Origin of the sequence: Gordonia sp. DT218 (assembly GCF_049847105.1) — a bacterium.
GTDB lineage: Bacteria > Actinomycetota > Actinomycetes > Mycobacteriales > Mycobacteriaceae > Gordonia.
Genome location: NZ_JBNCNS010000001.1, coordinates 395,951 through 410,154, shown reverse-complemented (window position 1 = coordinate 410,154; position 14,204 = coordinate 395,951). Strand labels below are relative to the sequence as shown.

Annotated in this window: 14 protein-coding genes; 4 read left to right on the top strand and 10 right to left on the bottom strand. The window is 66.7% G+C overall.

Annotation, left to right across the window (positions count from 1 at the left end; translation table 11 throughout):
• Nucleotides 1–21 precede the first annotated feature (21 nt).
• The 5 genes from ACPXCG_RS01915 to ACPXCG_RS01895 form a co-directional block, all read right to left on the bottom strand.
• Entirely contained in the window at nucleotides 22–1,719 is a 1,698-nt protein-coding gene (locus ACPXCG_RS01915; protein WP_425788566.1) for a class I adenylate-forming enzyme family protein, read from the bottom strand.
• A gap of 34 nt (nucleotides 1,720–1,753) precedes the next feature.
• A complete protein-coding gene (locus tag ACPXCG_RS01910) occupies nucleotides 1,754–2,953 on the bottom strand; it encodes an FAS1-like dehydratase domain-containing protein (protein ID WP_425788564.1) in 1,200 nt (399 codons plus the stop codon).
• 13 nt (nucleotides 2,954–2,966) lie between these two features.
• Nucleotides 2,967–3,956, bottom strand: a complete 990-nt coding sequence (locus ACPXCG_RS01905; protein ID WP_425788562.1) for an MDR family oxidoreductase — start codon at nucleotides 3,954–3,956, stop codon at nucleotides 2,967–2,969.
• A 91-nt stretch (nucleotides 3,957–4,047) separates the two neighbouring features.
• Complete coding sequence (locus ACPXCG_RS01900; protein ID WP_425788560.1) at nucleotides 4,048–4,824, bottom strand: SDR family NAD(P)-dependent oxidoreductase; 777 nt, start codon at nucleotides 4,822–4,824, stop codon at nucleotides 4,048–4,050.
• A complete protein-coding gene (locus ACPXCG_RS01895; protein WP_425788558.1) occupies nucleotides 4,821–6,329 on the bottom strand; it encodes a class I adenylate-forming enzyme family protein in 1,509 nt (502 codons plus the stop codon). The genes ACPXCG_RS01900 and ACPXCG_RS01895 overlap by 4 nt, the downstream gene beginning before the upstream one ends.
• Before the next feature lie 69 nt (nucleotides 6,330–6,398).
• Between ACPXCG_RS01895 and ACPXCG_RS01890 the strand changes: the two genes are divergently transcribed.
• From ACPXCG_RS01890 to ACPXCG_RS01875, 4 genes are read left to right on the top strand one after another with little or no spacing between them, the layout of a single operon-like run.
• A complete protein-coding gene (locus ACPXCG_RS01890; protein ID WP_425790435.1) occupies nucleotides 6,399–7,586 on the top strand; it encodes a CaiB/BaiF CoA transferase family protein in 1,188 nt (395 codons plus the stop codon).
• On the top strand, nucleotides 7,579–8,472 hold the full coding sequence (locus ACPXCG_RS01885) for an HpcH/HpaI aldolase/citrate lyase family protein (protein WP_425788556.1): 894 nt from the start codon (nucleotides 7,579–7,581) through the stop codon (nucleotides 8,470–8,472). The genes ACPXCG_RS01890 and ACPXCG_RS01885 overlap by 8 nt, the downstream gene beginning before the upstream one ends.
• A complete protein-coding gene (locus ACPXCG_RS01880; protein ID WP_425788554.1) occupies nucleotides 8,469–9,740 on the top strand; it encodes an acetyl-CoA hydrolase/transferase family protein in 1,272 nt (423 codons plus the stop codon). The genes ACPXCG_RS01885 and ACPXCG_RS01880 overlap by 4 nt, the downstream gene beginning before the upstream one ends.
• 17 nt (nucleotides 9,741–9,757) lie before the next feature.
• Complete coding sequence (locus ACPXCG_RS01875) at nucleotides 9,758–10,519, top strand: enoyl-CoA hydratase/isomerase family protein (protein ID WP_425788552.1); 762 nt, start codon at nucleotides 9,758–9,760, stop codon at nucleotides 10,517–10,519.
• 18 nt (nucleotides 10,520–10,537) lie between these two features.
• Here ACPXCG_RS01875 and ACPXCG_RS01870 read toward each other — a convergent pair whose 3' ends face one another.
• From ACPXCG_RS01870 to ACPXCG_RS01850, 5 genes are read right to left on the bottom strand one after another with little or no spacing between them, the layout of a single operon-like run.
• The gene (locus tag ACPXCG_RS01870; RefSeq protein ID WP_425788550.1) at nucleotides 10,538–11,128 is read right to left on the bottom strand and encodes a carboxymuconolactone decarboxylase family protein; all 591 of its coding nucleotides are present in this window, start codon (nucleotides 11,126–11,128) and stop codon (nucleotides 10,538–10,540) included.
• The gene (locus ACPXCG_RS01865; protein ID WP_425788548.1) at nucleotides 11,125–11,868 is read right to left on the bottom strand and encodes an SDR family NAD(P)-dependent oxidoreductase; all 744 of its coding nucleotides are present in this window, start codon (nucleotides 11,866–11,868) and stop codon (nucleotides 11,125–11,127) included. Before ACPXCG_RS01865 ends, ACPXCG_RS01870 begins: the two co-directional genes overlap by 4 nt.
• The gene (locus ACPXCG_RS01860) at nucleotides 11,865–12,698 is read right to left on the bottom strand and encodes a TauD/TfdA dioxygenase family protein (protein ID WP_425788547.1); all 834 of its coding nucleotides are present in this window, start codon (nucleotides 12,696–12,698) and stop codon (nucleotides 11,865–11,867) included. Before ACPXCG_RS01860 ends, ACPXCG_RS01865 begins: the two co-directional genes overlap by 4 nt.
• A 36-nt stretch (nucleotides 12,699–12,734) precedes the next feature.
• On the bottom strand, nucleotides 12,735–13,295 hold the full coding sequence (locus tag ACPXCG_RS01855; RefSeq protein ID WP_425788545.1) for a nuclear transport factor 2 family protein: 561 nt from the start codon (nucleotides 13,293–13,295) through the stop codon (nucleotides 12,735–12,737).
• A gap of 35 nt (nucleotides 13,296–13,330) precedes the next feature.
• Complete coding sequence (locus ACPXCG_RS01850) at nucleotides 13,331–14,164, bottom strand: SDR family NAD(P)-dependent oxidoreductase (RefSeq protein WP_425790433.1); 834 nt, start codon at nucleotides 14,162–14,164, stop codon at nucleotides 13,331–13,333.
• Nucleotides 14,165–14,204: the final 40 nt, after the last annotated feature.

Here is a 14,204-nt window from a genome sequence, read left to right as displayed (position 1 = left end):
CTGCGCTGCGGGGCCACCGCTTCAGGTCGACAGGCGTCTGGTCGCGAGGTCCCGGAGGTCGCTCGTCTTGATCTTGGCGCTGCCGGTCAGGCGGATCTCGTCGTCGCCGAAGAACAACACATGGCGCGGGACCTTGTAGCTCGCGAGCTGCTCGCGCAGATAGCTGCGGATACCCTCGGACTCGAGGTCGGCGTCCGCGTGGGGCACGATGCACGCCACCACCACCTCGCCTAGGGTGTCGTGCGGAACGCCAACGGTGCGAGTGACCTTCACGCCCGGATGCGCGACCAGCACCTCGTCGACCTCCAGCGGGGACACGTTGGCGCCGCCGGTCTTGATGATGTCGGTGAGGCGCCCTTCCCAGAACAGCCGGCCCGAGTCGTCGAGGTATCCGCCGTCACCGGTGTGGAAGAAGCCTTCGTCGTCGAGGGTCTCGGCCAGCGGCGTGCCCAGGTAGCCGAGCATGAGAGTCGGTCCCTTGACACAGATCTCGCCACGTTCACCGACCGGGACCGTGCCGCCGCGCATCGCGTCGATGATCTTGACGGTGTTCCCCGGCAGCGGCTCACCGCTGCTGCCGCCGATCACCTCATCCGGCGTGTTCGCCGCGAAGCACGTTGTGATGGTGAAGGTCTCGGTGTTCCCGTACGCATGTCCGGGCTCGGTGTAGTCCGTCGACACGGTGGCATGCCGCGCGAGGGCGGTGTTGCGGTCGACGAACCGCAAGCTGCTCAGATCGACCGATTCCCAATTCGGGGCCGCCTCGAGTGCGGCCCACTGGTGGGGCCAGGCCAACGGGAAGTTCACCTTCTCGGAATCCATCAGATCCAGCGCCCCGGAAGCGTCGAACATCGACTGCAGGACGAGTGACCCGCCACTGGCCAGTGTGGAACCGAGGGCCATCCCGAAGTTCCCGGACCAGAAGAAGCCGTTGGCCGACCAACACCGCACGTTGTCGTCGGGTGTGAGTCCGTACATGCGGCGGAATCGCCACATCTGGATCGTGACGCCACGGTGCGCGCTGACGATGCCTTTGGGCCGGCTCGTCGAACCCGACGAGAAGAACAGGACCGCGGTGTCGCTGGGCCGAGTGGTCGCCGCGGTCGACTCGATCAGTTCGCGCGGCTCGCTGCTCCCGAGCGCCAGGAAGGACTCCCAGTCGTCGATGCCGACGTGTCCGGTGACATCGCCGACGGTCGCCAGGTAGGTCAGGAACGGATACGTCGTCGATCGCAACGTCCCCGGTGTCGCGGTCGCGAGCTGTGGTTCCAGCTCGGTGAGGACCTCGGCGAGATCGGATTTCCCGATCCTGCGCTCGAACAACAGCACCGAGACACCGGACACCTTGAGCAGATGATCCAGTTCGGCCGGAGTCGAGAAGGTGCTGAGCGTGACCGCGACACCGCCGGCCAGCGAGGTTCCGAAGACGGCGGAGAGCCATTCGGCGCGGTTGGTCATCAACACCCCGACGCGACTGTCCTTGCCCACGCCTCGGGCGCGGAGTGCGCGTGCCACCTCGATCGACCGCTCCCACAGGTCCGTGTAGGACCAGCGGACCGCACCCTGCGCAGTCCGCATGACCAGGGCCTCCCGGTCACCGAACTTCTCGGTCACCTCGCGGAGAAAGCCTGGCAGCGTGAGGGTTCCGAGGCCGGGTTCGTCATCGAGTGGGGGACCGGTGGCGACCGACGGTGCAGCGCCGGTGGACGGGGTGCTCATGGCTGACCTCGCTTGGATGACAGGTGATGCCGCCTCAGCGCGGCAGTTCGACCTCGGCGGTACACGACACCAGGCCGGCGCCGTCCTGGTTGGTGAGCTTCAACTTGATCTGGACGAGCGGGACGCCCCATTCGGACTCGGGCTGCTTGTCGATGACCTCGGCGTCGAAGTAGGTCACATCGCCCTCGAAGGCCGGAGCCCGAAAATCCGCCTTGGTGTGCCGGACCATGCCGTCGTAACCTGCCCAATTTGCGAGGAAGTCGGTGCACCACGCGCCCATCGTCGCGCCGTACCCATAAGCGCGCGCCATGCCCACCTCGCCCGCCTTCTCGGCGTCGATGTGGCCCCGGGATGGGCCGACATAGAGCCCGTCACGCTTGCGCGGATCGATCTTGGCGTCCTCTTCGTCGAATCCGAAGCCTTCGCCCCAGCCCGGATCCTGGTAGACCCACGGGTCGTCGATCCCTTCGGGCGCAACCCATTCGAACGTTCCCCAGATGTTGAACAGGAACGCCCGGTACTCGGTGGTGAACGATGCGATGCTGTGCGGCCCGATCACCCGGCGGGGCAGCGTGTCGCCGACCTTCACCTCGTCGAACCGCGGCGACACCCCCAGACGATTCGACAGCAGCCACTCGCGTCGCAGCGCCTCGAGCTCGATCAGTTCGTCGTTTGACCACTTCTTGATCACGCCGACCTGGTTGTCGTACATGCCGCGCTTGGTGGCCTCGGCGGTGAGGTAACGGATCGCCGTCGAGCGTTCCCGTGCCACCAGGGCGCCGTGCTGGTTGGTGTGGGTGGTGTCGCCGCGGGAGAACATCGTGGGTCCCGCGAACTTGGTGTCCGCGACCTTGTAGTCGTGAAAGCGACGTTCCTGGAACAGCTTGTCGCCGGGCCGTACGGGCGTCCCGTAGAACCACCACTCCTCGCCGCCGAAGATCAGATGACTGTTGGGGATGTGCCCGACACAGGCGGGTGCCGCCCCGTGGCCGTAATCCAGTGCCACCGCGATGGATTGGGGTGCGATGAGGCCGCCGTACCGGGACTCCCGAGCGAACTCCTCGTTCCAGTGGATCGGGTTCGGGTTGTCCATCGCCATGGCCCACCGGCGGATGTCGGACGTGCTGCACGGATCCCACAGCTGCCCACCGCCGATCGGCTTGCCGACCCGATGGTCGACGTCGGACAGATCGAGCTCGGTGGCCTCGGTCTTCGATTCGGTCGTGCTGCTCAACGTGTTCCCCGATCTATCGATTGACGTCGACGACGATTCGGCCGCGAATCGCGCCGTCCATGAGTTGTCCCGCCGCCGCGACCGAATCCGCGAGCGACACGTCGCGCGCGATCGATTCCAGCGCATCGGGATCGAGGTCACGCGCCAGCCGATTCCAGGCGGTGATCCGGCGCTGCTTGGGTGCCATCACACTGTCGATGCCCAGCAGGGACACGCCGCGCAGGATGAACGGTGCCACCGACGCCGGGAAGTCCATGCCCTGCGCGAGGCCGCACGCTGCGACTGCTCCGCCGTACCGGGTCTGCGCGCAGGCGTTGGCAAGGGTGTGGCTGCCGACGGAATCGACCACGCCGGCCCAGCGCTCCTTCTGCATGGGCTTGCCCTTTTCGGCGAGCTCGGCGCGATCGACGATCGTGGTGGCACCCAGCTGTTCGAGGTAGGCGGACTCGGAGGTCTTCCCGGTGGATGCGGCAACCGAGAATCCGGCCTTGGTCAGCAACGCGATCGCGACGCTGCCCACGCCGCCGGTCGCACCGGTGACGAGCACCTCACCCTGATCGGGCCGCACGCCGCCGTCGAGCAATGCCTCGACGCAGAGGCTCGCGGTGTAGCCGGCGGTGCCGATGGCCATCGCCTGGCGTGACGTGAACTCCGACGGCAGCGGGATCAGCCAGTCACCCTTGAGTCGGGCACGCTGGGCGAAGCCGCCCCAATGAGACTCTCCGACACCCCAACCGTTCAGCACCACCCGATCGCCCGCGGACCAGTCCGGATGCGAACTCTCGGCGACGGTGCCCGCGAGGTCGATGCCGGGCACCATCGGAAATGTCCGGACGATGGGGGAGCTGCCGGTGATGGCGAGTGCGTCCTTGAAGTTCAGCGAGGAGTAGTCCACCTCGATCTCGACATCACCTTGGGGGAGGTCGGATGCCTCCAGGTCCTTGACCGAGACCGACTGGCCGGACTCGCCCTTCTCGATGACAACAGCCGAAAACTTCTGCAAAGCCGTTCCTTCCCAAGGGAGAAAAGTCGTTGAGGCCGACGTTACGTCAATCCTCATAAGGATAGCAATACTTGACTGGTTGACCGTTCGGTCAGCGGGCGGTCCAGCCGCCGTCGACGACGATCGTCTGTCCCGTCACATATGCTGCCGCATCACCGGCCAGCCAGACCACGGCTCCGACGATGTCGGCGGCGGAGCCCTGCATGGGCAGCGGGGTGTTGCGTCTCAGGTACTCGGCAGCTCGTTCGCTCTCGTACAGCGGGCTGGTGATCTCGCTGCGGAAGAAGCCCGGTGCCACCGTGTTGACCCGGATCGAGTGCCGCGCCCACTGGACGGCCAGTTCCGCGGTCAGTCCGGACAGGCCCGCCTTGCTCGCCGCGTAAGACGCCTGGGGGATGCCGGGGATGCCGACCCGTCCGCTGATCGAGGAGATGTTGACGATCGAGCCGCGGCCGACGGCCCGCATATGCGGGAAGACGTTCTGCGCCAGCAGGAACGGTGCCATCAGGTTCAGCCCCATGGTCTGCCGGATGGCGTCGACGGGCTCGGACTCGGCCCGCTCCTCGGTGAACATGCTGCCCGCGGCGTTGACCACGATCTCCGGCGGCCCGAGGGCCTCGGCGACCTGTGGCACGATGTCGCCCACCCGATCGAGATCGGACAGGTCGCAGGCGATGGGCACGCCGTCGATACGTTCGGCGATCTCGGTCAATCGTTCGCGACGGCGGGCGACCACCGCGACGCGTGCCCCGGCCGAGGCAAGCGCCTGCGCCACGGCCGTGCCGAGGCCCGACGACGCCCCCGTCACGATCGCCACCCGGCCATCGAGATCGAACATCTCGGCGGTGTGGTGATCGGGCGGTGTCACGTGGTGCTCCTGCTCGTGGATCTCTCGACGAGGTCGATGAGGCCGGTCCGTTGTACCTTACCCATCGCGTTGACCGGTAGCGCGTCGATCTGGGACCAGATCTCCGGGACCTTGTAGGGGGACAGGGCTTTTCGGCAGCGCTGAGCCAGGGAGTCGAAGTCGACCCGCGTGTCTCCGGTGCTCTCGACCACGGCGGCCACCCGTTGTCCGAGACGTTGGTCGGGCACCGGGTACACGGCGACCCGGCTGACGTCCGGGTCGGAGCCGATGACGCGCTCCACCTCGAGGGGGTAGACGTTGGCGCCGCCCCTGATGATGACCAGCTTCTTGCGGTCCAGCACCGTCAGCCAGCCGTCGTCGTCGACGGTTCCGATGTCACCGGTCGGCACCGGTCCGGTTTCGGCGGGACGCAGACCGTCGTTCTCCCAGTACCCCAGCATCGGCCGCCAGGCGTGCGCCCACGGACCGTCCGTGCGGCCGGCGACCTTCAGTTCACCGAGCTCGCCGGCAGGTAGCCGCCGGCCGTCGTCGTCGTAGGCGGCGACGTCGTAGTGGTCGAGCACCTGCCCACTCGCTCCGGCGCGCCACTCCTCACCCACCGGATCGATCGACACCACCGCGGGCGCCTCGGTGAGGCCGTAGGTCGAGCGGGGCACGATGCCGTGGGCGGCGGCGAAGTCCGCGCGCAGGTCGTCGGAGGTGTCGCTGCCGCCGCTCCACACCTCCTCGAGCGAGCCCAGATCGATGTGCGGACGGCGGGCGAGGTCGTAGACCTGTGCAGGGGCGCCGTTCCAGACGGTGACCCCGCGGGTGGTGATCCACTCGGCGACACCGTCGACGTCCCGGCGGTTCATCACCACGGCGCATCCGCCGCACTGGGCGGTGAGCAGCGTGGACAGCACCATCAGGTTGAGGATCGTGAGCGGAAAACTGTCGCCCTTGCGCAGCGTCCGGTCGAAACCGCGACCGGCCCGGAGCGCCGCACCGGGGAGCAACAGATTGCGCTGGCTGTGTACCACCGCCTTGGGTCGTCCCGACGTTCCGCTCGTGAACGCGATACCGGCCGGTGCGTCGATGTCGATGTCGATGTCGACCGGCGGGGCCATCTCGTCCCGGTCCAGCAGCTCGGACCATCGCGCGGCGTCGACGACCCCGGAGGAGGTCAGGCGACATCTCTCGCCCGCCAGGATCACCGACGGCTCACAGAGCGCGCGGACGTCGTCCTGTTCCTCTTCGGACAGCGCCTCCCCGATGCCGGCCCAGATCGCGCCGATCCGCTGGGTGCCATGGAAGGCGGCGACGATGTCGAGATCATTGGGCAGACATGCGGCGACACGGTCTCCGGGCCGTACCCCGAGCGACCAGAGCGCACCCGCGGCGCGGTGGGCCTGCTGATCGAGCTCGGCGTACGACCACACCCCGGACACCGCCTCGATGGCAGGGGACCCCGGATGGGACGAGAGCGTGGGGTCCAGCACGGTGCCGATCGTCTTGAAATTCTCCACCCGCTACTAATACCACTATCCTTGTAAACATTGATCTGATAGTTTTTGTCCGTGATGGCTGGCGAACATATGGGGGACGGTCGGCGGGTGACGCACACCGGTCCGCTGTCTGGGGTGCGGGTGGTCGATCTGACGGCCATGGTCATGGGCCCCTACTGCACGCAGATCATGGCAGACATGGGTGCGGACGTGGTGAAGATCGAGCCACCCGCGGGCGACAACACCCGCTACATCTCGGTGGGTCCGGAGCCGGCGATGGCCGGGGTCTTCGTGAATGTGAACCGCGGAAAGCGCAGCGCAGTAATCGATCTCCGTTCAGCGGACGGCAAAGCCGCACTGCGCGAACTGATCGCGGACGCCGATGTGTTCATCCACTCGATGCGGGGGGCGGCGATCAATCGGCTCGGCTTCGGCTACGACGAGGTCGTCGCGATCAATTCGTCGATCGTCTACACCAACTGCTACGGATACGGCCGCCGTGGCCCCGACGCGGATCGCACCGCCTACGACGACACGATTCAGGCCGAGTGCGGTCTGCCCTTCGTCCAGCAACAGCTCACCGGGGAGGTCGGCTACGTGGGCACCATCATGGCCGACAAGGTGGCGGGCATGACCGCGCTGTACGCGACGATGATGGCACTCTTCCACCGCGAGCGGACCGGCGAGGGCCAAGAGGTCGAGGTCAGCATGTTCGAGACGATGGCGTCGTTCATGCTCGTGGAGCATGCGAACGGTGCCATGTTCGATCCGCCTCTCGGACCGGCGGCCTATCCACGGGCGGTCGCCCCGAATCGAAAGCCCTACCGGACCAAGGATGGCCACATTTCCGCGTTGGTCTACAACGACAAACAGTGGTCGGTGTTCATCGATGCCGTCAACCCGCCGTGGGCCGGCGATCACTTCGCGACCCTGGCGCAGCGCGCCGCTCGGATCGACACCGTCTACGCCCTGCTGGGGGAGACCTTCGCCGAGCGGACCACGCAGGAATGGCTGGACCTGCTCCGCTCACTCGACATCCCCGCAGCGCCCGTGAACAGTCTCGACGACCTCTTCGACAACGATCACCTGAATGCGGTCGGATTCTTCGAGGATGTGGAAACCCCCAATGGGAGAGTGCGTTTCCCCGGGTCCCCGGCGTGGTTCTCACGTACCCCGGGAAAAGTGGCGGGTCCGGCTCCACGCCTCGGTGCCGACACCGAGGAGGTGCTCGAGGAGGTACGGCTCCGCTCTGGCGTGCGAGGGGACGACGATGCCTGACATCGATGGTGAGATGAGGGTTCGCTCGTGGCTGTTCGCCCCGGGTGACAGTGAGAAGAAGATGGCCAAGGCGACCGCCGGCCCGGCCGACGTGGTGATCTTCGATCTGGAAGATGCTGTCGCCGAGGACGAGAAGGCCGCCTCCCGAAGATTGATCGCCGGATTTCTCTCGGACATCCCCGATCCGCAGCGCCGCCGCCTCTGGGTGCGGGTCAACCCGCTCGACGGGCCACACACGTTGGCCGATCTGGCGGCGGTCATGCCTACCCGGCCCGGTGGGATCATGTTGCCAAAGGCGCGCGGACGCCATGACGTCGAGCTCCTCGATCACTATCTGTCCGCGCTGGAAGTGGCGTCCGACATCGAACTCGGATCGACCAAGGTCATCGTCCTGGTCACCGAGACCGCTGAGGCGATGTTCACCACCGGCGACTATCAGGGGGCGCCGCGTGTGATCGCGATGACCTGGGGCGCAGAGGATCTCGCGGATGCCGTCGGCGCAAGCGAGAACCGGAACCCCGACGGCGCCTACGCTTTCACCTACCAGCTCGCGAGAAGTCTCTGCCTGCTCGGCGCAGCGACTGCCGGGGTGGCGCCCATCGAGACCATCCAGGGCGACTTCCGTGACCTCGACGGCCTGCGGGCGCGGGCCGAGCAGGTCCGCCGCGACGGCTATCGCGGGATGCTGGCCATTCATCCAGCGCAGGTCGAGGTGATCAACGAGGCCTTCTCGCCCTCGGCAGGTGAGCTCGAGGCCGCACAGGAAATCGTCGACCTGTTCGCGTCGAATCCCGGGATAGGGGCGATCGGGTATCGGGGCGCGATGCTGGACCGTCCGCATCTGGCCCGCGCCGAGGCCCTGCTCGCGGCAGGGCGGCGTTCATGACGGTCGTGACGCACCCCCGGAACCTAGATCTGGCAGGCGTTCTGCGGCCGGGGGACAGCATCGTCATCGGCCAGGCGTGCGGTGAGCCGACCACCCTGCTCGAAGGGCTGGTCGCTGCGGGCCGCGACATCGGTGACCTCTCGGCCTTCGTCGCGACGAGCTTCTCCGGCACGCTGACCCCGGACTCGGCCGAGGCCGTCTCGCTGTCGAGCATGGGGGCCATCGGTGCCCTGCGGTCGATGAGCAAGGCCCACGCCTTGGACGTCATCCCGTGTCACGTCAGCCAGGTCGCCCCGATGATCACCGCGGGGCATCTGCGATGTGATGCCGCATTCGTCCAGGTGAGTCCGGCAGATGCCAACGGAGACCACAGCTTCGGTCTGATCAGCGATTACGTCGGTGCTGCCGTCGCCAGGGCCCGCGTCGTGGTCGCGGAGGTCAACGACCAGGTGCCCTACACGCTCGGCGAACTGCTACCGGCGTCGCAGATCGATCACGCGCTCCACGTCTCGCGCCCGCCGGTCCAGGTGAATCCGGCGACGATCAGCGAGACCGATCGCGCGATCGCCGCGTACTCGGCCGCCTACATCGGGGACGGATCGGTCATCCAGATGGGTGTCGGGGCCGTACCCGACGCGATGCTGCAGCTGCTCGTCGACCGCAGGGACCTCGGTGTGCACTCCGGGATGGTCGGCGACGGGCTGGTCGATCTGGTCGAGGCGGGTGCAGTCACCAACGCGCGCAAGCGGATCGATCGGGGAGTGACGATCACCGGGGCCCTGATCGGGACGACTCGGCTCTACGAGTTCGCCCATCGGAACCCGGAGATCAGGATGTGCGCGACGTCGTACACCCACGACGCCGGGGTGATGTCCCAGCTCGACAACCTGGTGACCATCAACTCGGCCGTGGAGGTCGACCTCACCGGACAGGTGAATGCCGAGCAGAGTGGGGCGGCCTACCTCGGTGGTACCGGCGGACAGGTCGACTTCGTCCGAGCAGGTGCGCGGTCGCCCGGTGGTCGCGCAATCATGGCGCTGCCGGCGACCGCGAAGGGCGGAACCGTCAGCCGGATCACCGCACAGCTGTCGGGTCCGGTGACGACGGCCCGCAGCGAGGTGGACGTGGTGGTCACCGAGTTCGGTGCGGCCGAACTCCGCGGTCAGAGTATCGCCGAACGCACCCGGCGCCTGATCGCCATCGCTCACCCGGACTTCCAGGAAGATCTGGCGCGGGCCGCCCATCCGATCCAGCAGCGAAGGTTCTAGGTGAGAGGCACGTCCAGATGAGCGACGCCGTCCTGTTCGATGTCGACGACGAGATCGCGATCATCACGCTGAACCGGCCCGACACCCGCAACTGTCTGTCCGAGGACGTCCGTGAGGGACTGGCGCAGGCGTGGGATCGATTCGAGAACTCCGACGACCTACGTGTTGCCGTTCTCACCGGGGCCGGGGAGACCTTCTGCGCCGGAGGCGATCTCAAGGAGATGGTCGCGACCGGCATGCAGGTTCCGCCTCGAGACATGTTCGCCCTGCCCTACGACACGGTGGAGTTGACCAAGCCGACCATCGCGGCCGTCAACGGCGCCGCGTTCGCGGGCGGCTGGATGATCGCGCAGGCGTGCGACCTCTGTGTGGCCAGCAGCAGGGCGAAGTTCGCGGTGACCGAGGTGAAGGTCGGACGGAGCTCCCCATGGGCGTCGCCGCTGATCCACATGATCCCGCAACGGATCATGATGGAGATTCTCCTGACGGGTAAGCCCATCACCGCGCAACGCGCCTACGAGATCGGGTTGGTCAACCGGGTCGCCGAGCCGGATGACCTGTTGGACTCGGCGGTCGGACTCGCACGGGAGATACTGGTGGGTGCGCCACTCTCGGTCCGCGCTGCGCGTGAGACCGTCATGCTCGCGACGGAGATGGGCCGATCGGCCGCATTGCAGGCAGCGCGAGCCGCGTCGGAGAACTGCTACCGCAGCGAGGACGCGCAGGAGGGGCCCGCCGCGTTCGCCGCGAAACGGACCCCCCGCTGGCAGGGCAGCTGAGGACCGCCCACCCGTCGGCTAACGTGCGTGGTCTCGGGGCAGGAACGGCACGAGACCGGGTTCCGGCTGGATTCCGAACGACCGCAACGCCATCGCCAGCATGGTGTAGCAGCCGACGGTGAACACCACATCCATGAGTTGCTGCTCATCCATGTCGCGCGCGAGCGCAGTCCACGTATCGTCGTGGATCGTCCCCTCGTCCAGCAGTTGATCGACCGACGCCACCAGTGCCCGGTCCACCGGAGCCCAACCCGGCGCCTCGGGTCCCGCGCCCACCCGTTCGATCTCGTCGGCGGTGACCCCGGCTCGATCGGCGAGGATCACGTGCTGGGCCCACTCGTATTCCGCCTGGCGCAGGTGCGCAACACGCAGGATGAGCAATTCGCGTTGCCGCGCCGACAATGCGGATCCGGCCAGCAGGTGTTTGTTGAAGGACAGGAACGCCATCGCCAGATTGGGGTAACGGGCGAGGGTGCCGAGCAGATTGTCGCCCGCCTGCCGTTCGTCATCGGGACCCGCACTCTTGACCGACGACCGGAACCCGTTCACGAAGTCCCGCATCTCCGGAGTCCAATCTGCCTGTGCCGCAGGGCTTATCCGATCGGTCACGTGTTCCGCCCGCCGTTGACCCCGATGATCTGGCCGGTGATGTAGCCGGCCTCCTCGCTGACCAGGAACGCACACGTCGCGGCGACGTCCTCGGGTTGTCCGATGCGTCCCACCGGTGTCTTGCCGACCTGGGCGTCGACATCGACCATGCCGCTGTCCACGGTCTTGCGGAGCATGGGGGTGTCGATGAAACCGGGCGGTACCGTGTTGACGGTGATCCCGCGGCGGCCGAACTCCAGGGCCAGCACCTTGGTCAGACCGACGACGCCGGATTTTGCCGTGACGTATCCGCCGAGGCCGGGGGAGCCACTGTGCACGCTCGACGACGAGATGTTCACGACGCGGCCCCAGCCCTCCTCGAGCATGTCCGGGATCACTGCCTGACAACAGTCGAACGTCCCGGTGAGGTTGAGATCCAGTGAGCGTTGCCACGCCTCGGCGGTGATCTCCAGGAACGGGCCGGCGAACGTCCCACCGGCGCTGTTGATCAGGATGGTCGGACGTCCCAGCCGGCTCCGCACCTCATCGACGCCGGCGTCGATCTGTGCCCGGTTCGTCACGTCGACGGAGAGGCCGATGGCCTTGCCGCCGGCGTCCTCGATCGCTGCGGCAGCATCCTCCGCCGCCTGCCGATTGATGTCGAAGATCGCGACCATGTTGCCGTCGTCGGCCAGCCGGGTGCTGATGGCACCGCCGATTCCGGAGGCTCCACCTGTGACAATGGCCGTGCGCCCGCTCATTTGATCTTCTCCTGGCCGGCAACGGTCGATCGGTGCATGGTCCGTGGCTTGCTGTGGTCGAACGCGCACACTCGGTGAACCAGTCCGGTGTTGTCCCAGAAGACGGTGTCGCCCTCGGTCCAGCTGTGGCTGCAGACCCGGCCGGGCCCGGTGGTGCGGGCCTGCAGGTCCGCGAGAAGTGCCTTGCCCTCGTCGAGGTCCATACCGGCGATGTGTGACGCGGTTGCCCCCAGCACCAGCGACTTTCGGCCGGAGTCGTGCTCCCAGACCAGCGGATGCTCGCGCACGGTGCGTGACGCCCACTCCGTGAGCTGTTCGGGGGTGGGATTTTTGTAGGTGAGTCGCTGGATGGCCTCGAAGGAATGAACGACCCGGAGGTCGGCGAATCGCGCCTTCTCGTCATCGGACAAGGAATCGTAGGCCAAGTAGGTGCTGGCGAACTCGGTCTCGCCGCCTTCGGCCGAGGTGATCCGGGCCGTCAGGATCGAGGACTTCGGGGCGACCTCGTCGAGGAGGCCGTCGATGTGCCAGTATTCGTTGCTGGCGAAGTATTCCGCGTTGGGGTTGGCCGGATCGAAGCTGATCTCCATCACCTCGTCGGTCTCCGGAGGCAGATGGGAGAAGTTGATCAGGGTGCCCAGCTTCCGGCAGAACTCCACCAGGGTTTCGTTGTCCGCGTCGAGTACCGGGAACAGCAGAACGCCGTAGTTCTCCAAAGCCTCGGAGACGGCGTCCGGCAGGTCGGGATCGGTGCGCAGTCGGTCGGCATCGACGTCGAGAATCTTGGCGCCGACGCTCTCCGAGATTCTCTCGGCGTTGATGATGCTCATGGTATGTCCTCCTACGGTCCTGGGTGTGTGCTGTGGTCAGCCGGGGATGTTCGGTTCGCGCCTGTTGGTCAGCGGACGGGTGTATGACGGGTCTTCCGTGCTGCGGGTGGGGGCGCCGTTGCCGTTGATGTCGGGGACATCGGCAAACGGGATGGCCATCGTCGGAACCATGCCCGACCATTCGATCGCGTTGGTACGCAACGCGATCTTCCAGTGCCCGTCGCGTCGCTCGAGCCGGTCGATGTAGCGTCCGCCGGCGATCCAGTTGCTGTCGTCGCGGTTTCGGCCGACGAACAAGTAGTACGTCTCGGTATGGGCGACATCGCCGGTGAGGTCGCAGGTGTGGTTCAACAGATTGTGGTGCGTGGCGAGCTGGCCTTGCTCATGCATGGGGATGGACCACTCATAGAGGTCGACCGGACCTCCGACGAAATCTCCCGCGGCGATGGTCGCGTCGGGATGGAAGGCCGACAGGAACAGATCGCGGTCGAATCGGTCCATCCCACGGCTGAACCGGGTCAGGACATCGATGATGTCCTGGCGATCCAACAGCTCGTCGAGTCGGGTGAGCGACTCCGCGGATACCGTCGTACTCATCGTTTCGTTAGCTCCGTTCGGGTGGTGCGGCTTGCTCAGACGGGGGCCCAGATCGGCTCGCCGCGGGTGGCCCGCAGCGACGGGATGGACCGTCCGTCGATGTCCTTGATGCCATAGTCGTGGGCGAGTTCGGCGGTGATGAACGTTCCGCCGCTACGACTCATGACGTCGTAGTCGGCGGCCAGTGCCGCGATCACCCGGCCGGGGTACTCGGGTGAACAGCCGTGTGCCGGGCGCGTGGCGGCCTGCGTCCCGAGTCCGTCGATGGTGGCCAGGTTGCGTTGAGCGCGTTCAGTGAGCGTCAGTCCCTGCCACAGCGAGATCGAGGCGACGCCATGGTCTTTCAGTTCGATCGCCATGTCTCGAGCCATCCGGTCGACGGCGGATTTTGCGGTGCCGAAGATCACGCCGTAGGTGTACGCCACACCGGTATAGCCGGAGATCGCGACGATGAGACCCGACCTCCGCGGAACCATCATCCGTGCCGCGTGCCATGCGCACACGAAGTTCGACCGCACTCCGACGTCCACCATCTCCCAGTTGGCGAGGGGTTTGCGCCAGAAGGGATCCGGGTCGGTGAGGTCGTCGGGCAGGGAGAAGGCATTGTTGACGAGGACGTCGAGGCGACCCTGCTCGCGCTCTATCCGGTCGAACAGGGCTGCGACGTCGTCGTCGTCACCGTGGTCGACCTGGACGGCGATGCCCTTGCCGCCGCGCCGATCGCACATGGCCGCGGTGTCACCGATGGTGCCCGGGAGCGGAATGGTGTCCGGCGTGACGGTCCGACCGGTGACGTAGACAGTCGCACCCTCGTCGGCGAGGGCCAGGGCGATGCCCTTGCCAATGCCGCGGCTGGCCCCGGTCACCACAGCCACCCTGCCCGACAGCGAATTCGACACCGACGATGAC

What these genes read in the sequence shown, in the direction of transcription:
- ACPXCG_RS01890 (WP_425790435.1), top strand. Translation starts at nt 6,399, where the DNA reads ATGGGGGACGGTCGGCGGGTGACGCACACCGGTCCGCTGTCTGGGGTG.
- ACPXCG_RS01855 (WP_425788545.1), bottom strand. Translation starts at nt 13,295, where the DNA reads ATGAGTACGACGGTATCCGCGGAGTCGCTCACCCGACTCGACGAGCTG.
- ACPXCG_RS01875 (WP_425788552.1), top strand. Translation starts at nt 9,758, where the DNA reads ATGAGCGACGCCGTCCTGTTCGATGTCGACGACGAGATCGCGATCATC.
- ACPXCG_RS01860 (WP_425788547.1), bottom strand. Translation starts at nt 12,698, where the DNA reads ATGAGCATCATCAACGCCGAGAGAATCTCGGAGAGCGTCGGCGCCAAG.
- ACPXCG_RS01865 (WP_425788548.1), bottom strand. Translation starts at nt 11,868, where the DNA reads ATGAGCGGGCGCACGGCCATTGTCACAGGTGGAGCCTCCGGAATCGGC.
- ACPXCG_RS01885 (WP_425788556.1), top strand. Translation starts at nt 7,579, where the DNA reads ATGCCTGACATCGATGGTGAGATGAGGGTTCGCTCGTGGCTGTTCGCC.
- ACPXCG_RS01915 (WP_425788566.1), bottom strand. Translation starts at nt 1,719, where the DNA reads ATGAGCACCCCGTCCACCGGCGCTGCACCGTCGGTCGCCACCGGTCCC.
- ACPXCG_RS01880 (WP_425788554.1), top strand. Translation starts at nt 8,469, where the DNA reads ATGACGGTCGTGACGCACCCCCGGAACCTAGATCTGGCAGGCGTTCTG.